Here is a 17987-nt window from a genome sequence, read left to right on the forward strand (position 1 = left end):
GCTTGTCGGTTTTGGCGAAGGCATGACGCGCAGGGAGTCTATCTGATGTGCACAAATCCAATGTGGGAGGGGGCTTGCTCCCGATGGCAGGCTGTCAGTCGATGCAGTTGCAACTGACCCACCGCCATCGGGAGCAAGCCCCCTCCCACAGTTGGATCGAGTCAGGCTCAGGCTGTTTCTTTTTGTCGCGCTTGTCGGGTTTGGCGAAGGCATGACGCGCAGGGAGCCTATCTGATGTGCACAAATCCACTGTGGGAGGGGGCTTGCTCCCGATGGCAGGCTGTCAGTCGATGCAGCTGCAACTGACGCACCGCCATCGGGAGCAAGCCCCCTCCCACAGTTGGATCGAGTCAGGCTCAGGCTGTTTCTTTTTGTCGTGCTTGTCGGGTTTGGCGAAGGCATGGCACGCGCAGGGAGTCTATCTGATGTGCACAAATCCAATGTGGGAGGGGGCTTGCTCCCGATGGCAGGCTGTCAGTCGATGCAGCTGCAGCTGACCCACCGCCATCGGGGGCAAGCCCCTCCCACATTGGACCGGGTTCGATCCAGGCTTTTTCTATTTCTTTTTCTTCTTGTCGTGCTTGTCGGACTTCTCGAATGCGTCTTCCAATGCCCGGTTGATCGTGCGCAATACCTTGACCCGCGCCCAGCGCTTGTCGTTGGCTTCCACCAGCGTCCAGGGCGCCACCTCGGTGCTGGTGCGATCAACCATGTCGCCTACCGCCGCACGGTAGTCGTCCCACTTGTCGCGGTTGCGCCAGTCGTCTTCGGTAATCTTGAAGCGCTTGAACGGAATCTCTTCGCGGGCCTTGAAGCGTTCCAATTGAGTCTCCTTGTCGATCGCCAGCCAGAACTTGACCACGATCACACCGGCATCGCGCAGCTGCTCTTCGAAATCATTGATCTCGCCATAGGCGCGCATCCAGTCCGTCGGGGTGCAGAAGCCTTCGATGCGCTCCACCAGCACGCGGCCGTACCAGGAGCGATCGAACACGGTGAACATGCCCCGCGCCGGGATCTTCTGCCAGAACCGCCACAGGTACGGCTGGGCGCGCTCGTCTTCGCTGGGCGCGGCAATCGGCACGATGTGGTACTGGCGCGGGTCCAGCGCGGCCGCGACACGGCGGATCGCTCCGCCCTTGCCGGCCGCGTCGTTGCCTTCAAAGACGGTGACCAGCGCGTGCTTGCGCATGCGTTTGTCGCGCATCAGGCCGGAAAAGCGCGCCTGTTCGGTAATCAGCTGTTCTTCGTAATCGTCCTTGTCCAGCCGCAGGCTCATGTCGAGGCTGTTGAGCAGGCTCATCTGGTCCACCGACGACGGCAGCGGCGCCGGGTTCATGCCACTGGCCTTGACCCTGGCCTGCTTCAACGCGCTCTGCAGGCCTTCGAGCAGGATCTTGCCCACGGTCAGCCCACGGTAATGCGGGTCGACCCCCTCGATCACGTGCCACGGTGCGTAGTCGCGACTGGTGCGGCGCAGAACGCGCTCGCCGAAATGCACGAACTTGTCGTAAGTCTTGGACTGCTGCCAGTCCAGCGGGCTGATGCGCCAGCTGTGCAGCGGGTCATCGGCCAGGGCCTTGAGCCGCGCCTTCATCTGTTTCTTGGACAGGTGGAACCAGAACTTGAAGATCAGCGCGCCTTCATCGCACAGCATCTTTTCCAGGCGCTCGGCACCGGCGATGGCCTGATCGAGCCGCGCATCCTTGATCTGTCCATGCACCCGGCCCTGCAGCATCTGGCTGTACCAGTTGCCGAAGAAAATCCCCATGCGGCCTTTGGCGGGCAACTGCCGCCAGTAGCGCCAGGCCGGCGGGCGCGCCAGTTCTTCGTCGGTCTGCTGGTCGAAAGTGCGCACTTCGATCAGGCGCGGGTCCATCCACTCATTGAGCAGCTTGACGGTTTCGCCCTTGCCCGCGCCTTCGATGCCGTTGATCAGGATGATCACCGGAAAGCGCTTCTGCTGTTGCAGCTCGTACTGCACTTCCAGCAAGGCTTCACGCAGGGCCGGCACTTCGGCGTCATAGGTGTCTTTGTCGATGGCGTGACCGATTTCGGCGGATTCGAACATGGGCAGCTCCGTTTCAAGATGGCTCAAGACTAGCGGATTGGGCAACGACACGCGGGAGGAAATTCAACCGCCGCTTGCCGTGGATCAATTCAAGACCGGTTGATCGGCTAGAATGGCCGCCTTGTCTTTACCTGCCGTTATTCATATGAGCCACCCATGAACCCGATCACCCACGCCCAGGTCGACTGGGACGACCAAGGCCGCCCGCACTCGCGGGTGTTCGATGACGTGTATTTCTCCGACCAGTCGGGCCTGGAAGAAACCCGTTATGTGTTCCTTGAACAGAACCGCTTGCAGGCGCGTTTTGCGGCCTTGCCGGCCGGTGGGCGCCTGGTGATCGGTGAAACCGGATTCGGTACGGGCTTGAATTTCCTGTGTGCCTGGCAGTTATTCGACCAGCAGGCGGTGGCCGGGGCACGCCTGCATTTTGTCAGTGTGGAGAAATACCCGCTCAGCCATACCGACCTGCAACGCGCCCTCGCCCTCTGGCCCGAACTGCAACCTTACGCCGAGCAGTTGCTGGGCCAGTACATCGCCATCCATCAAGGCTTCCAGCGCCTGGTGCTGGACAACGGTCGCGTCACCCTGACCCTGCTGATCGGCGACGCCCTGGAGCAACTGCCGCAACTGGACGCGCAAATAGATGCGTGGTTTCTCGACGGCTTTGCCCCGGCGAAAAACCCTGACATGTGGACCGCCGAGCTATTCGCCGAACTGGCCCGCCTGGCCGCACCGGGTTCGACCATCAGCACCTTCACCAGCACCGGCTGGGTACGCCGGCTGATCAATGCCGCCGGGTTCAAGATGAAACGCACGCCTGGCATTGGCCATAAGTGGGAGATCCTGCGCGGGGAGTTTCTGGGGTGGCCCGAGGACCGTCCGGCGCCCGCCCGCGCCAGGCCCTGGTTTGCACGGCCGGCGCCAGTCACCGGTGACCGCCACGCCATGGTCATCGGCGGTGGCCTGGCCGGTTGCGCCACCGCCGCCAGCCTGGCGGCGCGGGGTTGGCGGGTCAGTCTGCTGGAACGGCATGCCGGCCTGGCTGCAGAGGCTTCCGGCAATCCCCAGGGCGTGCTGTACCTGAAACTGTCAGCGCACGGGACTGCACTGTCCCAACTGATACTCAGCGGCTTCGGGCATACCCGACGCCTGCTTGAACAGTTGCACCGTGGCGTCGACTGGGACGACTGCGGCGTGTTGCAACTGGCGTTCGACGCCAGGGAGGGCGAGCGCCAGGCCCAACTGGCCGCAGCCTTTCCCCCGGAACTGCTGCACCTGGTCGATCGCGATCAGGCCCGGCAATGCGCCGGGATCGACGTGGCCCAGGGCGGTCTGTTTTTCCCCGAAGGCGGCTGGGTGCATCCACCGTCGCTCTGCCAGTGGCAGGCAACGCACCCCTTGATTAACGTGCTCACCCACCGCGAGGTGCTTGAACTCGACCGAGTGGATGATCAGTGGTGCGCGCGCGACGGTGAGCGGGTACTGGCCAGCGCCAGCGTGGTGGTGCTCGCCGGCGCTGCCGAGATCAAGCGGTTCGCACCCAGCGCCGACTTGCCGCTCAAGCGCATACGGGGGCAAATCACCTGCCTGGCGCAGACGCCGGCGAGTCAGGCGCTGGCCACCGTGGTCTGCGCTGAAGGTTATGTCGCACCGGCCCGCCTGGGCGAGCACACCCTGGGTGCCAGTTTTGATTTCAATAACCAGGACCTCGCCCCCACGCGCGCCGAACATGCCGGCAATCTGCAGAGGCTGCGCGAGATTTCCGAGGACCTGCTGCAACGCCTGGACGCCGACACAGTGGCACCGGAACACGTGCAGGGCCGTGCGGCCTTTCGTTGCACCAGCCCCGACTACCTGCCGATCGTTGGCCCGTTGGCCGACCGTGAGGCCTTTGCACAGGTGTACGCCGCACTGGGCAAAGACGCCCGGCAAGTTCCACACACACCCTGCCCGTGGCTGCCGGGCTTGTACATCAACAGCGGCCACGGCTCACGCGGTCTGGTCACCGCGCCACTGTGCGGCGAACTGCTCGCAGCCTGGCTCTGTGACGAACCGCTGCCCTTGCCGAGCGCGGTGGCCGAGGCCTGTCATCCCAATCGATTTGCCCTGCGCGCCCTGGTTCGCGGCAAATCACAGGCCTCCAAAGTGCAGGCCTGATGACCTCATGGCAGTTTGCTTTATAACTTATTGATCTAAAACTCCGCGCATAGCACTGGGTCAGTTTCTGGGTACGCGCCCTTTAAGGCGTATTGAGTATTGACCCTCCCCAACGGAAAAACCGGTAAGGAACTTATGTGTGGATTAGCTGGCGAGTTACGCTTTGATCATCAACCTGCCGACCTGGCAGCCGTGGAACGCATCACGCATCACCTCGCCCCCCGTGGCCCCGACGCCTGGGGCTTTCATGCCCAAGGGCCGATTGCCCTGGGCCATCGCCGCCTGAAAATCATGGACCTGTCGGACGGCTCCGCCCAACCGATGGTCGACGCCCAACTGGGGCTGTCCCTGGCCTTCAATGGCGCAATCTACAATTTCCCGGAACTGCGCCAAGAGCTGGAAGCCCTCGGCTACGCCTTCTATTCCGGCGGTGACACCGAAGTGCTGCTCAAGGGCTATCACGCCTGGGGCGAAGCGCTCCTGCCCAAGCTCAACGGCATGTTCGCGTTCGCCATCTGGGAGCGCGATGCGCAGCGTCTGTTCATCGCCCGTGACCGTCTCGGCGTCAAACCACTGTACCTGTCGCGCACCGGCCAGCGCCTGCGCTTTGCCTCGGCCTTGCCGGCGCTGCTCAAGGGCGGCGATATCAACCCGATCCTCGACCCGGTGGCCCTCAATCACTACCTGAACTTCCATGCCGTGGTGCCTGCACCGCGCACGCTGCTGGCGGGCATTGAAAAACTGCCACCGGCGAGCTGGATGCGCATCGACGCCAGCGGCAAGACTGAACAGCAAACCTGGTGGACCCTGCCCTACGGCCCCCACGAAGATGAAAAACACCTGACCCTGGAAGACTGGACCGATCGCGTACTCGACAGCACCCGCGAAGCCGTCGCGATCCGCCAACGTGCAGCTGTGGATGTCGGCGTGCTGCTCTCCGGTGGCGTCGACTCGAGCATGCTCGTCGGCCTGCTGCGCGAAGTGGGCGTAGAGGATTTGTCGACCTTCTCCATCGGCTTTGAAGATGCCGGCGGCGAGCGCGGCGACGAGTTCCAGTATTCTGACCTGATCGCCAAGCATTACGGTACCCGTCACCATCAGTTGCGCATCGCCGAAAGCGAGATCATCGAGCAACTGCCGGCAGCATTCCGCGCCATGAGCGAGCCGATGGTCAGCCATGACTGCATCGCCTTCTACCTGCTGTCGCGGGAAGTGGCCAAGCATTGCAAGGTGGTGCAGAGCGGCCAGGGCGCCGACGAGCTGTTCGCCGGTTACCACTGGTACCCGCAGGTGGACGGCGCCAGCGATCCGTATGCGGCTTATCGCGACGCGTTTTTCGACCGCAGCTACGACGACTACGCCGCCACCGTCGCGCCGAAATGGCTGACCGCCAACGACGCCGCCGGGGACTTCGTGCGCGAACATTTCGCGATGCCGGGGGCTGATGCCGCCGTCGACAAGGCCCTGCGCCTGGACAGCACCGTGATGCTGGTGGACGACCCGGTCAAACGCGTCGACAACATGACCATGGCCTGGGGTCTGGAAGCACGCACGCCATTCCTCGACTACCGCCTGGTGGAACTGTCGGCCCGCGTGCCGGGCAAGTTCAAGCTGCCCGACGGTGGCAAGCAGGTGCTCAAGGAAGCTGCGCGCCGGGTAATCCCCAGCGAAGTGATCGACCGCAAGAAAGGCTACTTCCCGGTGCCGGGCCTCAAGCACTTGCAAGGCGACACCCTGAACTGGGTGCGCGAGCTGCTGCTGGACCCGAGCCAGGACCGTGGCCTGTTCAACCCCGCCATGCTCGACCGCCTGCTGACGGACCCACAAGGCCAATTGACCCCGTTGCGCGGCTCCAAGCTGTGGCAACTGGCGGCGCTGAACCTGTGGCTCAGCGAACAAGGAATCTGATCAATGAAACCTAACGCCGCGGCGTACAGCCAACGCTTGCTCAAGGGCCAGGCGCCGACCTACGAGCGTCTGCAGGCGCGGCTTGCCGAAGACGGCAGCGCGCAAGGCCCCGAACCGATTGCCGTGCATTGCGGTTGGGGGCGTTTGTTGATCGGGCACACCTTCCCCGACCCCGCCAGCCTTGCCCTGGAACTGCTCAACGAACAGGCCGGCGAGCGCGATATTGCGCTGTATGTGGCCGCGCCCCAGCAGATCCTCGGCATCGATCCACAGCAGTTGTTCCTCGACCCGTCCGACACCCTGCGCCTGTGGTTCAGTGACTACCGTCCCGCTACCCGTGTGTTCCGCGGTTTTCGGATCCGTCGCGTGCAGAGCGAAGCCGACTGGCAGGCGGTGAACCTGCTCTATCAGGGCCGCGGCATGCTGCCTATTGACGCCGAACGCCTGACGCCGCGCCATCAAGGCGGCCCGGTGTACTGGCTGGCGGAAGATGAGGACAGCGGCGCGGTCATCGGCAGCGTCATGGGCCTGAACCATCAGAAAGCGTTCCATGACCCGGAAAACGGTTGCAGCCTGTGGTGCCTGGCGGTAGACCCGCAATGCACACGGCCCGGCGTGGGTGAAGTGCTGGTGCGCCATCTGGTGGAGCACTTCATGAGCCGTGGCTTGAGCTATCTGGACCTGTCGGTGTTGCACGATAACCGCCAGGCCAAGAGCCTCTACGCCAAGCTGGGCTTTCGTGCGCTGACCACGTTCGCCATCAAGCACAAGAACGGCATCAACCAGCCGCTGTTTCTCGGCCCTGGGCCGCAGGCGGGGTTCAATCCTTATGCACGGATCATTGTCGAAGAAGCCCATCGACGCGGCATCGACGTGCAGGTGGATGATGCCGATGCCGGCCTGTTCACCCTCAGCCACGGCGGGCGCCGCGTGCGCTGCCGCGAGTCGCTGAGCGACTTGACCAGCGCCATCAGCATGACCCTGTGCCAGGACAAAAGCCTGACCCACAAGGTGCTCAAGGCCGCCGGTTTGAAGTTGCCGGCGCAGCAACTGGCGGGCAGCGCCGACGACAACCTGGAGTTCCTCGACGAACATCAACGCATCGTGGTCAAGCCGCTCGATGGCGAGCAGGGCCAGGGCGTGGCGGTGGATCTGCAGACTTTCGAGGAGGTGCAGCAAGCCATCGAAGCGGCGCGCCAGTTCGACAGCCGCGTGTTGCTCGAGAGCTTCCACGAGGGTCTGGACCTGCGCATTCTGGTGATTGGCTTCGAAGTGGTCGCCGCGGCGATTCGCCGCCCTGCCGAAGTGATGGGTGACGGTCAGCATTCGATTCGTGCATTGATCGAAGCGCAAAGCCGCCGTCGTCAGGCTGCCACCGATGGCGAAAGCAAGATCCCCCTGGACGCGGAAACCGAGCGCACCCTCAAGGCCGCCGGCTACGACTACGACAGCGTCCTGCCCCGTGGCGAGCAACTGGCCGTGCGCCGCACCGCCAACCTGCACACCGGCGGGTGCCTGGAAGATGTCACGGCCATTTTGCATCCGACCCTGGTGGATGCGGCTGTGCGTGCAGCCCGCGCCCTGGATATCCCCATGGTTGGCCTGGACCTGATGGTCCCTGCCGCCGACCAGCCGGAGTACGTGTTTATCGAAGCCAATGAGCGCGCCGGGCTGGCCAACCATGAACCGCAACCGACCGCTGAGAAGTTTGTGGATTTGTTGTTTCCACACAGTCAGCCGGCCGCTTGAGGAATGTGTTGAATGTGAAACCGCTATCGGGGGCAAGCCCCCCTCCCACATCTGACGGTGTTCACCTATCAAAGGTGGGAGGGGGTTTGCCCCCGATGAGGCCGGTGAAGGCAACGACATTCCCCCTTACCTCATCGAAACCATCGATGCCCTCAACTCATCAGGAGTTTCCATGACCCGAACCATTCCCGAACCCGACCTGGCCTACCTGCAGAAAGTGCTGCTGGAAATGCTCGCCATTCCCAGCCCCACCGGCTTCACCGACACCATCGTGCGCTACGTCGCCGAACGCCTGGAAGAGCTTGGCATCCCGTTTGAAATGACCCGGCGCGGCACGATTCGCGCGACCCTCAAGGGCCAGAAAAACAGCCCTGACCGCGCCGTCTCCGCGCACCTGGACACCATCGGCGCCGCCGTGCGCGCCATCAAGGACAACGGTCGCCTGACCCTGGCGCCGGTCGGCTGCTGGTCAAGCCGCTTTGCCGAAGGCAGCCGCGTCAGCCTGTTCACCGACAACGGCGTGATTCGCGGCAGCGTGCTGCCACTGATGGCCTCCGGGCACGCGTTCAACACCGCCGTGGATGAAATGCCGGTGAGCTGGGACCATGTGGAACTGCGCCTGGACGCCTACTGTGCGACCCGTGCCGATTGCGATTCCCTGGGGATCAGCGTCGGTGACTACGTGGCATTCGACCCACTGCCGGAGTTCACCGAAAGCGGCCACATCAGCGCACGTCACCTGGACGACAAGGCCGGCGTCGCCGCCCTGCTCGCTGCGCTCAAGGCCATCATCGACAGCGGCGAACCGCTGCTCATCGACTGCCACCCGCTGTTCACCATCACCGAGGAAACCGGCAGCGGTGCCGCCGCCGCCCTGCCCTGGGATGTGAGTGAGTTTGTCGGCATCGACATCGCCCCGGTCGCTCCGGGCCAGCATTCCAGCGAGCACGCGGTGAGCGTGGCGATGCAGGATTCCGGCGGGCCGTATGACTATCACCTGTCACGGCATTTGCTGCGCCTGGCGGCCGATAACGACCTGCCGGTGCGGCGCGATCTGTTCCGCTATTACTTCAGCGACGCGCATTCGGCGGTCACCGCCGGGCATGACATTCGCACCGCCCTGCTGGCGTTCGGTTGCGATGCCACCCACGGTTACGAGCGCACTCACATCGACAGCCTGGCGGCGCTGAGTCGGCTGCTCGGCGCGTATATCCTCAGCCCGCCGGTATTCGCCAGCGACGCGCAACCGGCACAAGGCTCCCTGGACCGCTTCAGCCATCAGATCGAACATGAGACGCAGATGGAGAGCGATACCCGGGTGCCGTCGGTGGACAGCCTGGTCGGGAACAAGGCCGACGCCGGCAACAGCTGATACTGGAAACGCCCGACACTGGAAACAAAAGTCCCGGCACAGTAGCATCGCCGGGACTTGACCCCTGAGGCTTATATGCTGATCCCCTACGACGCGCTTGAAGTCGACACCCTGACCCGCCTCATCGAAGACTTCGTCACCCGCGATGGCACCGACAATGGCGACGACACACCGCTGGAAACCCGGGTACTGCGCGTGCGTCAGGCATTGACCAAGGGCCAGGCGCTGATTGTGTTCGACCCGGAAAGCGAGCAATGCCAACTGATGCTCAAGCACGACGTGCCCAAGCACCTGTTTGATTGACGGGGACGCTACGGGTTGGGCACCGGCACCGCGCGAGCGGCCCTGGCCTGGCGTTCGAGGATTTTGCGGTACACCTCGGCGCGATGCACGCTGACGCCTGCCGGCGCTGCGATACCGAACTTCACGTGGTTGGCACTGACTTCAAGAATGTGCAAAGCGATATCATCGCCGATGGAAATGCTTTCGCCTAAAACGCGGCTCAAGACCAGCATGGCGGTTGTCCTTTTTCGAATATCAGGACCCTGACCTTGAGTGTTTGTAGCGCAACCAGCAATGGCTCGCGGCCAAATCAGGCATCACCTACAGGCATAGGTAATTTGCCTGACAGACCGCACCCCTATCAGCCCTTTAAGGCCTGCGCCTTGGCGCGCATCTTGTCCGCCATCAGCGTCATCTCGTCATACAGCAACTGAGGGTTTTTCTGCTTGAGTGTCCACGCCATTCGCCCCTGTTCGTGGGGCAGAATCATGAACTCGCCCTCACTCACGCGCTGATAAATATAGTCGGCGATATCCGTCGCCGAGATCGGCGAACTCTCGAGCAACTTGCCCACCTGCGCCTTCATCGCCGGGGTCGGCCCACGAAATGAATCCAGCAGATTGGTCTGGAAAAACGACGGGCAGACCACATGCACGCCGATTTCCTGCTGTTTGAGTTCTACCAGCAAGCTTTCCGACAGCGCCACCACGCCGGCCTTGGCCACGTTGTAGTTACTCATGGCCGGCCCCTGCATCAGCGCGGCCATCGAGGCGATGTTGATGATGCGGCCCTTGCTCTGTTCCAGCAGCGGCAGGAACGCTTTGCAGCCCTTGACCACACCCATCAGGTTGATTGCGATCTGCCAGTCCCAATCCTCGAGCGACAGCTCGGCAAAGAACCCACCGGACGCCACACCGGCGTTATTGACGATCACATCGATGCCGCCAAGCTTCACTTCGCACGCCTGCGCCAGCGCCGTGAGCTGGCTGTAGTCACGCACATCGCAGCGCTGGATGAAACCGTCGCCACCGGCCTGGCGCACCAACCTCAGGGTTTCCTGCAAGCCGGGCTCGCTGACATCCGACAAGGCCAGCTGCCACCCCTCACGGGCCCAGCGCAGTGCGATTTCACGACCCAGACCGGACCCGGCGCCCGTGATCATCATGCGGTTTTGCATAGGAAGTAGCCTTGTGGTTCACGATGGAAGTGACCGGCAGTGTAGCGAAGGTTCCCGCCTCGCCCATGTACCATCAGAGTGATGAATGCCCCAGGCAAACCGCGGGCCCGGTCGGATACTTGCATATAGCCTAAGTTCAATCTTTTTCAACTAACTTGGCGCATTTGCGCAGGTGTTAAAAGAAATAAGCGAGCGACCGAAATGCTTTAAAAAAATAAGGAATCTTTTATCAGGTGACAGAGTCGGAGTTGATAAGCCGTCCATTATCAGATGGACGAGACTCCCGCTGAATAACCGGTCTTTACAGAAGGCCTATAAGGAATAAAACCATGAGCCTGATTCTGATCATTATCCTGATCCTCCTGTTGGTCGGTGGCCTGCCGGTCTTCCCGCACTCGCGTAACTGGGGTTATGGCCCGTCGGGTATCCTGGGTGTGGTGCTCGTCGTTCTGGTGGTGCTGTTGTTGCTCGGCAAGATATAAGCCCCCTTCCAAGGGTAAAAAAAAAGAGGCCTCAATGAGGCCTCTTTTTTATTGCCGATCCGTTAGTCCGGCTTACCGTCCACGACACCTGCGGTGTTATCCAACAGGCTCTTGGTGGCGGTTTGCAGGAACGACTCGAGTTTCTGCTTGAGTGCCGCTTCGTCCGGCGATTCAGCGATGACCTTGCCGGTCGGGTTGGCGCCCAGTTCGTATTGCCACAACTTCGGTGGCATTTCCTTGGGCAGGACCAGTACGCGGTCAGCCGTCAGCAAGGCGACGGTCTGGTCGCTGCCCGACGGCTTGATCACGCCGAAGCCCTTGTCGCCTTCCGGCAGGTTCAGCAGGTCACGGCCCCAGCACTGGTGCAGCGTGTCACCGCCGAGGCGGCCCATGATGGTCGGCACGATATCGATCTGGGTGCCCACGGTGTGGTCACGCTCACCGAACTTTTCCTGCATGCCCGGTGCGATCATCAGCATCGGCACGTTGAAACGGCCCAGGTCCATTTCGGTGATCTGCTGCTCGTTGCCGAAGCCGTGGTCGCCCACCACCACGAACAGGGTTTCCTTGAAGTACGGCTCCTTGCGGGCCTTCTCGAAGAATTGGCCCAACGCCCAGTCGGAGTAACGCATGGCCGTCAAATGCTCGTTGAGGCTGCCACGGTCGGTGACCTGCTCAACCGGCAATGGCGTCGGCAACGCGTACGGTGTGTGGTTGGACAGGGTCTGCAGCAGTGCGTAGAACGGCTTGCCGCCTTCGCGGGCCTTCAGTTCCTCCAGGCCACGGTTGAACATGTCCTGGTCGGACACGCCCCAGGTCGGGTCGGAAAACACCGGATCGACGAAGTCGTTGCGGCCAATGAAGTTGGTCATGCCCTGGTTGCTGAAGAAGCCCGACTGGTTGTCCCAGGCGAAGTCGCCGTTGTAGACGTACACGTCGTCGAAATCACGCGCACTCAGCAACTGCGGCAGGCCCGACAGCTTGTGGCTGCCTTCGGGGGTCTGCATCAGGTATTCGAACCCCGGCAGGTTGGGGAAACACGCCATGGTGGCGAACATACCCTGGTGGGTGTGGGTGCCGTTGGAGAAGAAGCGATCAAACAGCAGGCCTTCCTTGGACAACTTGTCGAAGTACGGCGTGATATTGCCTGGACGGCCCAGCGCGCCAACCGAGTGGCCGGCGAAGCTCTCCATCAGGATCACGACCACGTTCTTGATCGGCAGGGTCTTCTCGGCCGGCGGCGTGAAATCACGGCGCACGGCAGCGGTGTCGGTATCCACCAGTTTCTCGCTCGGCAGTACCAGCATGTCACGCACGGTCTGGGTGGCCAGCGGTTGTTCCAGGGTCGCTTTCCAGACGTTGTCGCGATGCGCGGAGAAACGCGCCTTGGCCGCGCCGATCAACGACAGCGTCCCGTTAAGGCCCAACTGGTTGGCGAAGTTCGAGTCGGTGGTGTACACGTCACCCCAACGCAACGGCGGGCCCTGGCGCAGGGTGCCACGGATGGCGACCACGGCGACCAGCAGGCACACCACGAATACCGCAATGCGGCTGTACCACGGCGCCACCTGGCGCGTACCGATGCTGCCGCCACTGAACGGGCCGCGCGGGCGCGTTGCGCGGTCGGCGCCCTTGAAGGCCATGCTCAGGATCAGCGTGCCCACGGCCCAGGCCAGCAGGTAGCGCACCACCGGGAAGCCGTACCAGAGCATGCTCACCACGGTTTTCGGGTCTTCCTTCACATACTGGAAGACCAGGCCGTTGAGGCGCTGGTGGAACTCGCGATAGAAGTCCATCTCCATCAGGCCCAGGAACAGCGCGATGCTGGACGCAACGGTCAGCCACAACCGGAAAAACCCGCGAGCCGCCATGGCCCGGACGCTGAACAACGCCAACAGCAGCGGGACCAGCAGGTACATCACCAGGCGGATATCCAGGCGCAGGCCGTTGGCGAACGCTTCCAGGAAGGTGGAGGCCGGTGTGTCGAGGATCATCTCGCGGTTGTAAACCAGCAACGCCAGGCGCAGCAGGGAGAACATCACCATCATGACCAGTGCGCAGAGCAGCGTGTACGCCAGATGGGATTTGACGGTCGGTTGCAGCAGGCGATTTGAAGCTCGCTGCTGATTCAGGGCGTCCGGGTTTGCCATGTCGTTTTAGGACCCATTGGAAGTTGAAGTTGCGAAATAAATGCAGTGGCGTCCGCCCTCGCCCAGGCTGGCCGGGGTGGGTGGTTAACGCGGCGGGGCAAATGGTGCCCGATCAAGGCCGGCAAGGCTATTAATTACTGAACGTGCGAGCTTGCCACCGCTTTAAATGCCCCAGGGATTGGGGCCCTGGCAGAGGCACAAAGCGGGCGAATTGTCTTGGACGGGATGTGAAAATTTCGTGCAGCGAATACTTTCGACACACAAATTCGGCGGCGGTAATCAAAACCAATGTGGGAGGGGGCTTGCCCCCGATTAGCGGTGGGTCAGCACTGTATCCGTTGCTGACCGCGCTCGGGAGCAAGCCCCCTCCCACATTGACAGAGTGCGGCGTTAGATTCGCACGTTACCGCGTGGCCCGGCGATCGCCCAGATGATCAGGCCCAGTACCGGCAGCAGCAGGATCAACAGAATCCACAACACCTTGGCGCCCGTGCTCGCGCCGCTTTTGAAAACGTTGATGATCGCCCAGATATCCAGCGCGAGGATGATCAGGCCAATCAGGCCATTGAAAGTCGAACCCATGGTGTCGCTCCTAAGTGTGGGGGCATGCCCTTGTAGGATAGTCAGCCCTGGCGGGGGTTCCGTATTATTTAAACGTGAACGGCAATCTTCAGGGCTTCCAGCGACGGCTCAGCCTTGATGCCGACCTCGGCGCACAATTCCAGCACCCGCGGCAGGTCGTTGCCGAACACCAGGACGGCCTGGATTTCGTCATCGAGCAGTTGGCTGAAGTTGAGCAGCACGTAGCCACCGTCTTCCGGGCTCAGGGCGCTCATCTGGATCTGGATGCGATTGAGCGCCGTCAGGTCTTCGGTCTTGGCCAATTGCTTGGGCTTGAGGTTGAACGCCACGCCCGGGCCGAACGAGGCAACGATCTGGGCAAACAGATCGGCGTAGGTATCGGCCTGGAACAGCACAGTGTCCGGCAAGCTGCCGACCACCACCCACTCCCCCAGGGGAATCGGAAAGCTGTCGTCGTAGTTGATATCCGGATTGGCCGCCAGAAAAGCCGCAGGATCTGCGTAGGCCTGAGCCGCCTCATCGGCGATACGCGCCACCTCGTCCGCCCCCATGACGCCGCTGCTGATTTTGCTGATGAGTTCGACGAGAACGGTTTTCATGGGCGGGTCCTGTGGGGGGCGGGTTTTCGAGGGCGCGTAGCCTACACCAGTTTTTGCAACAGCGCCCCGGTATCCACGGCCCCCATGGTCTGCGCCGCCGCCAGCGCCGTCGCGCCCTGGGCATCGGTCGCCTTGGGATTGGCACCCTGGCCGAGCAGGTATTCGAGCATTTCGACACGGTTGAACATGGCTGCCATCATCAACGCCGTGCGCCCATCCGAAGACGCCGCCTCAACCGGGGTGCCGCCTTCGATCAGTGCCTTGACCACAGCCAGGTGGCCCTTGAATGCCGCACCGGCAATCGGCAGTTGGTTCTTGTCGTTGGCAATCAGGGGATCGGCCTTGAACTCCAGCAGCACTTTTACCGCCTCGGCATGACCGTGATAGGCGGCGAGCATCAACAGCGTGTCGCCATTGTGGTTACGAAAGTTGGCCGGCAAGCCTTTGGCCAACAGCGCTGCGAGCATGGCGGCGTCGCCTTTGCGGGCGACGTCGAAGACTTGCTCGGCAAATTCGGCGGCTTCGTCTTCGGTCATCTGTTTGGGCTGGGTCGACATGTAAGGCTCCTTCTTCTGATGCTTTATATGGCGCCCAGTGTCGCGATGGAGTTCCCCGCTGTCATGGCTTTTTTGTCGAAAGCGCCCATAGCCAGAATCAATAGTGGCAGTCCGCTCACCGGTATCTCGGACACCGCCAGCAGCCGGAATGGAATTTATCCGGGAATGATGCGGTCTGAATCGTCAGGAAAAGAGGACCTGCGCGTAAGAATTAACCGCCTGGATAACGCAAAATGCAGGATGCACGATGGCCTTTCATGCAAATTGCACGAAAATGAAAATCTGAAGAATTTATAACTCACTGATTTATAAAGACTTTTTATAAGACTCAATACTGGCACAATCGCTGCACCCATCACTCCATGCTTGCCAACTTGAGCCAATGGAGCTGATAGACATGAGCCTGATCCAAGATAAATTCGCTTCGGTATTTTCCAACTACGACGTCACTACCCAACCACGTCCGGACGGCGGCATTCTGTTGACCCTGCGTAACAGCGAAGGCAAACAAGTCAAGCGCTCGATCTCGTATCAGCAGCTGCACACCGCCGACCAACTGACCTGGGTGATCAGCGCCATCCGCCGCGACCTGGCAGAACAGGCCAGTGAGCTGCCGCAAATTTCGATGCTGCAAAGCCAGAACCGCTTTGCTCTGCCGACTTACCATTCGGCATAAGCTGCACCTTTAAAAAAAGGGCCGCGACGCCGTTGAGCGTCGCGGCCCTTTTTTTATGCCGTCAGCACAGCCCCTGACGCGTCGCCTCATTCATCGCCTGCACCCGGTTATTCACGTCGAGCTTGCCGTAGATATTGCGCAGATGGAATTTGACCGTGGCCTCCGAGGTGCAGCGAATCCTGCTCATCTCCCAAATGGTCTTGCCCTCGGAGGCCCATCGCAGAATCTCCAGCTCCGTCCGGGTGAGGGGCTTGCCGAGCAGACTCAAGCGTCTTCTGATGGCCGTCGGCACGATTTCCAACGGGTGAGATATCTCCTCTGGGCGACTCATTGCTCTCTCCTTTTTATATGCCGATGCGCTGCCACCCTTCGGATTCCTCCTATTGACAGGCGCTATGAACATTGAACAAAGCGAGAGTTACACAACCTGAGCAATGAGGGGCCAAGGCTGAGGATAAACAGCCAAGCCCTACGCGTTATGAGGCTTCTTCCCACAGCAAATTCCAACTTGCCCGGGTTGAACATTTAAAAGATTTGTTTTAGTCATCCAACCTCGCAGAGCGCCGGGCGATGTCACTGCCGGTCAACTTCGGCACCGAGCCCTCGACGGTGTTGAACATATGCAGCACGACACCATAAGGATGCTCACCCATGTCGAACCAATGGGGCATGTCGGCGGGCACGATCAGCAGATCGTTCTTCTCACACCGCACGCCGTAGACATACTCGCCAATGCGCATCGAGCACAGCCCCTGGCCGGCGATGAAGAATCGCGCCTGGTCTTCAGCGCAGGTGTGTTCATCCAGGCGCTCGGCCGGCAGCGCTTCTTTGGAGTCAGCACCGTTCACGCGGATCACCTCGGCACGCGCGTAACCAAGCGCGTCAATCTGCGTCTGATACGCCGCAATCAGTTGCGCCTCGTCGGCATCCTTTTCGAGTGTGCCGGGCTGCCAGCGCTCAAAGCGCACGCCGTGTTCGGCCAGGGTCGACTGAATGTCGTCGAAGTGGGTCAGCACCTTGTCAGGGGTGGCCGGTGTAGTGAGGTCATAGACAGCGACATAGCTCATTGCACGGTTCCTTGGTTTGGCTCTTGCAATCGAAAGCCAATGATAACGGCGGCAGCCAGGGCCGCGATGCTCGCAATACTGAACGTCAGCGTGGGCCCCAGCAGGTTCCAGCTGTAACCGGCATAGAGCGCACCCAGCGCACCGCCGGTGCCGGCCAATGCGGCGTAAAGCGCCTGGCCCTGGCCTTGCTGACGATCACCGAAACTGCGCTGCACGAAAGCGATGGCCGCCGCATGGAAACTGCCGAACGTGGCGGCATGCAGCACTTGCGCCAGCAGCAACACCCAGAAAAATTCGGCAAATGCGCCGAGCAGCAGCCAGCGCAGCGCCGCCAGCAGGAAACTGGCCAGCAGCACCCGTCGCACCGAAAAGCGCGCCAGGAGGCGACTCATGGCCAGGAACATCAAGACCTCCGCCACCACCCCGAGGGCCCACAGCAAGCCGATCACGCCACGGCTGTAGCCCAGGTGTTCAAGGTGCAGCGTGAGAAAGGTGTAATACGGGCCATGGCTCATCTGCATCAGCGCCACACAGGCATAGAACGCCAGCACGCCGGGGTTGCGTAACTGCCGCAGAAATCCGTCGCCGGCCAGGCGCTGGCCCTGGCTGGCGGGCTGCGCATTCGGCACCCATAGGCTGGCACCGATGATACCGGCCATGATCACCACGACCACCACCGGGTAGATGTCCACGCTCAGCCAGTCGAACAGGCGGCCCATGATCACGACGGTGAGGATAAAGCCGATGGAGCCCCACAGGCGGATCTGGCTGTAGCGCGATGTCTGTCGTTGCAGATGAGCCAGGGTGATCACTTCGAACTGCGGCAGTACAGCGTGCCAGAAGAACGCATGCAGGGCCATGACCAGGGCCAGCCAGGCGTAGGTCTTGCTGACGAAAATCAACGAGAAACTCAACAGCGTGCACACCGCGCCGAACCGCACGATGGCCAGGCGGCGACCGGTGTAGTCGCCCAGCCAGCCCCACAGGTTGGGCGCCACGCAACGCATCAGCATGGGAATGGCCACCAGCTCGCCGATACGCGCGCTGGAGAAGCCCAGGTGATCGAAGTACAACGCCAGGAACGGTGCCGTTGCCCCGAGCAGGGCGAAGTAGAACAGGTAGAAGCTGGAGAGGCGCCAATAAGGGAGGGCTGTCACT

17 protein-coding genes are annotated in these 17987 nt (G+C 61.7%); 7 read left to right on the forward strand and 10 right to left on the reverse strand.

The genetic code is table 11. From position 1 onward, the window contains the following. Nucleotides 1–556: 556 nt before the first annotated feature. Complete coding sequence (gene pap, locus PspCFBP13528_RS11885; RefSeq protein WP_065950231.1) at nucleotides 557–2071, reverse strand: polyphosphate:AMP phosphotransferase; 1515 nt, start codon at nucleotides 2069–2071, stop codon at nucleotides 557–559. Nucleotides 2072–2227: 156 nt separating this feature from the next. On the opposite strand from pap, the gene mnmC reads away from it, so the two are divergent. From mnmC to PspCFBP13528_RS11910, 5 genes are all read left to right on the forward strand, one after another. Continuing rightward, entirely contained in the window at nucleotides 2228–4228 is a 2001-nt protein-coding gene (gene mnmC / locus PspCFBP13528_RS11890) for a bifunctional tRNA (5-methylaminomethyl-2-thiouridine)(34)-methyltransferase MnmD/FAD-dependent 5-carboxymethylaminomethyl-2-thiouridine(34) oxidoreductase MnmC (RefSeq protein WP_137200285.1), read from the forward strand. A 135-nt stretch (nucleotides 4229–4363) separates the two neighbouring features. After that, a complete protein-coding gene (locus PspCFBP13528_RS11895; protein WP_137200286.1) occupies nucleotides 4364–6136 on the forward strand; it encodes an N-acetylglutaminylglutamine amidotransferase in 1773 nt (590 codons plus the stop codon). Between the two features lie 3 nt (nucleotides 6137–6139). Next, the gene (ngg, locus tag PspCFBP13528_RS11900) at nucleotides 6140–7885 is read left to right on the forward strand and encodes an N-acetylglutaminylglutamine synthetase (protein WP_065950233.1); all 1746 of its coding nucleotides are present in this window, start codon (nucleotides 6140–6142) and stop codon (nucleotides 7883–7885) included. Between the two features lie 172 nt (nucleotides 7886–8057). Further along, nucleotides 8058–9257 carry an osmoprotectant NAGGN system M42 family peptidase gene (locus PspCFBP13528_RS11905; RefSeq protein ID WP_065950234.1) on the forward strand — a complete coding sequence of 400 codons (1200 nt, stop codon included), beginning with the start codon at nucleotides 8058–8060 and terminating at the stop codon, nucleotides 9255–9257. A gap of 75 nt (nucleotides 9258–9332) precedes the next feature. Further along, complete coding sequence (locus PspCFBP13528_RS11910) at nucleotides 9333–9560, forward strand: YheU family protein (RefSeq protein ID WP_003192759.1); 228 nt, start codon at nucleotides 9333–9335, stop codon at nucleotides 9558–9560. A gap of 8 nt (nucleotides 9561–9568) precedes the next feature. Here the strand turns inward: PspCFBP13528_RS11910 and csrA are convergent, their stop codons facing one another. Together csrA and PspCFBP13528_RS11920 are read right to left on the reverse strand one after the other, a co-directional pair. Next, a complete protein-coding gene (gene csrA, locus PspCFBP13528_RS11915; protein WP_065950236.1) occupies nucleotides 9569–9772 on the reverse strand; it encodes a carbon storage regulator CsrA in 204 nt (67 codons plus the stop codon). A gap of 128 nt (nucleotides 9773–9900) precedes the next feature. Further along, complete coding sequence (locus PspCFBP13528_RS11920) at nucleotides 9901–10716, reverse strand: SDR family oxidoreductase (protein WP_101218581.1); 816 nt, start codon at nucleotides 10714–10716, stop codon at nucleotides 9901–9903. Nucleotides 10717–11045: 329 nt separating this feature from the next. Here PspCFBP13528_RS11920 and PspCFBP13528_RS11925 point away from each other — a divergent pair, with 329 nt between their 5' ends. Continuing rightward, nucleotides 11046–11198, forward strand: a complete 153-nt coding sequence (locus PspCFBP13528_RS11925) for a DUF3309 family protein (protein ID WP_137200287.1) — start codon at nucleotides 11046–11048, stop codon at nucleotides 11196–11198. 62 nt (nucleotides 11199–11260) lie between these two features. On the opposite strand, the gene PspCFBP13528_RS11930 is transcribed toward PspCFBP13528_RS11925, so the two are convergent. The 4 genes from PspCFBP13528_RS11930 to PspCFBP13528_RS11945 all read right to left on the reverse strand — a co-directional run bounded on the left by PspCFBP13528_RS11930 (nucleotide 11261) and on the right by PspCFBP13528_RS11945 (nucleotide 15086). After that, a complete protein-coding gene (locus PspCFBP13528_RS11930; RefSeq protein ID WP_065950238.1) occupies nucleotides 11261–13348 on the reverse strand; it encodes an LTA synthase family protein in 2088 nt (695 codons plus the stop codon). Between the two features lie 390 nt (nucleotides 13349–13738). Further along, a complete protein-coding gene (locus PspCFBP13528_RS11935) occupies nucleotides 13739–13930 on the reverse strand; it encodes a PLDc N-terminal domain-containing protein (protein ID WP_003172956.1) in 192 nt (63 codons plus the stop codon). A gap of 68 nt (nucleotides 13931–13998) precedes the next feature. Then, complete coding sequence (locus PspCFBP13528_RS11940) at nucleotides 13999–14529, reverse strand: hypothetical protein (protein ID WP_137200288.1); 531 nt, start codon at nucleotides 14527–14529, stop codon at nucleotides 13999–14001. Nucleotides 14530–14570: 41 nt separating this feature from the next. Beyond that, nucleotides 14571–15086 carry an ankyrin repeat domain-containing protein gene (locus PspCFBP13528_RS11945; RefSeq protein ID WP_065950240.1) on the reverse strand — a complete coding sequence of 172 codons (516 nt, stop codon included), beginning with the start codon at nucleotides 15084–15086 and terminating at the stop codon, nucleotides 14571–14573. 397 nt (nucleotides 15087–15483) lie between these two features. On the opposite strand from PspCFBP13528_RS11945, the gene PspCFBP13528_RS11950 reads away from it, so the two are divergent. Beyond that, complete coding sequence (locus tag PspCFBP13528_RS11950; RefSeq protein ID WP_003172952.1) at nucleotides 15484–15762, forward strand: DUF3509 domain-containing protein; 279 nt, start codon at nucleotides 15484–15486, stop codon at nucleotides 15760–15762. Between the two features lie 61 nt (nucleotides 15763–15823). Here PspCFBP13528_RS11950 and PspCFBP13528_RS11955 read toward each other — a convergent pair whose 3' ends face one another. The 3 genes from PspCFBP13528_RS11955 to PspCFBP13528_RS11965 all read right to left on the reverse strand — a co-directional run bounded on the left by PspCFBP13528_RS11955 (nucleotide 15824) and on the right by PspCFBP13528_RS11965 (nucleotide 17986). Continuing rightward, nucleotides 15824–16093 (reverse strand): helix-turn-helix transcriptional regulator, encoded by a 270-nt coding sequence (locus PspCFBP13528_RS11955; protein ID WP_065950241.1) that lies wholly within the window; start codon nucleotides 16091–16093, stop codon nucleotides 15824–15826. A gap of 208 nt (nucleotides 16094–16301) precedes the next feature. Then, nucleotides 16302–16829 carry an acireductone dioxygenase gene (locus PspCFBP13528_RS11960; RefSeq protein WP_137200289.1) on the reverse strand — a complete coding sequence of 176 codons (528 nt, stop codon included), beginning with the start codon at nucleotides 16827–16829 and terminating at the stop codon, nucleotides 16302–16304. Next, the gene (locus tag PspCFBP13528_RS11965; RefSeq protein ID WP_065950243.1) at nucleotides 16826–17986 is read right to left on the reverse strand and encodes an MFS transporter; all 1161 of its coding nucleotides are present in this window, start codon (nucleotides 17984–17986) and stop codon (nucleotides 16826–16828) included. Before PspCFBP13528_RS11965 ends, PspCFBP13528_RS11960 begins: the two co-directional genes overlap by 4 nt. Nucleotide 17987: the final 1 nt, after the last annotated feature.

It is taken from the genome of Pseudomonas sp. CFBP13528, from assembly GCF_005233615.1.
Taxonomy (GTDB): Bacteria; Pseudomonadota; Gammaproteobacteria; order Pseudomonadales; family Pseudomonadaceae; genus Aquipseudomonas; species Aquipseudomonas fluorescens_AM.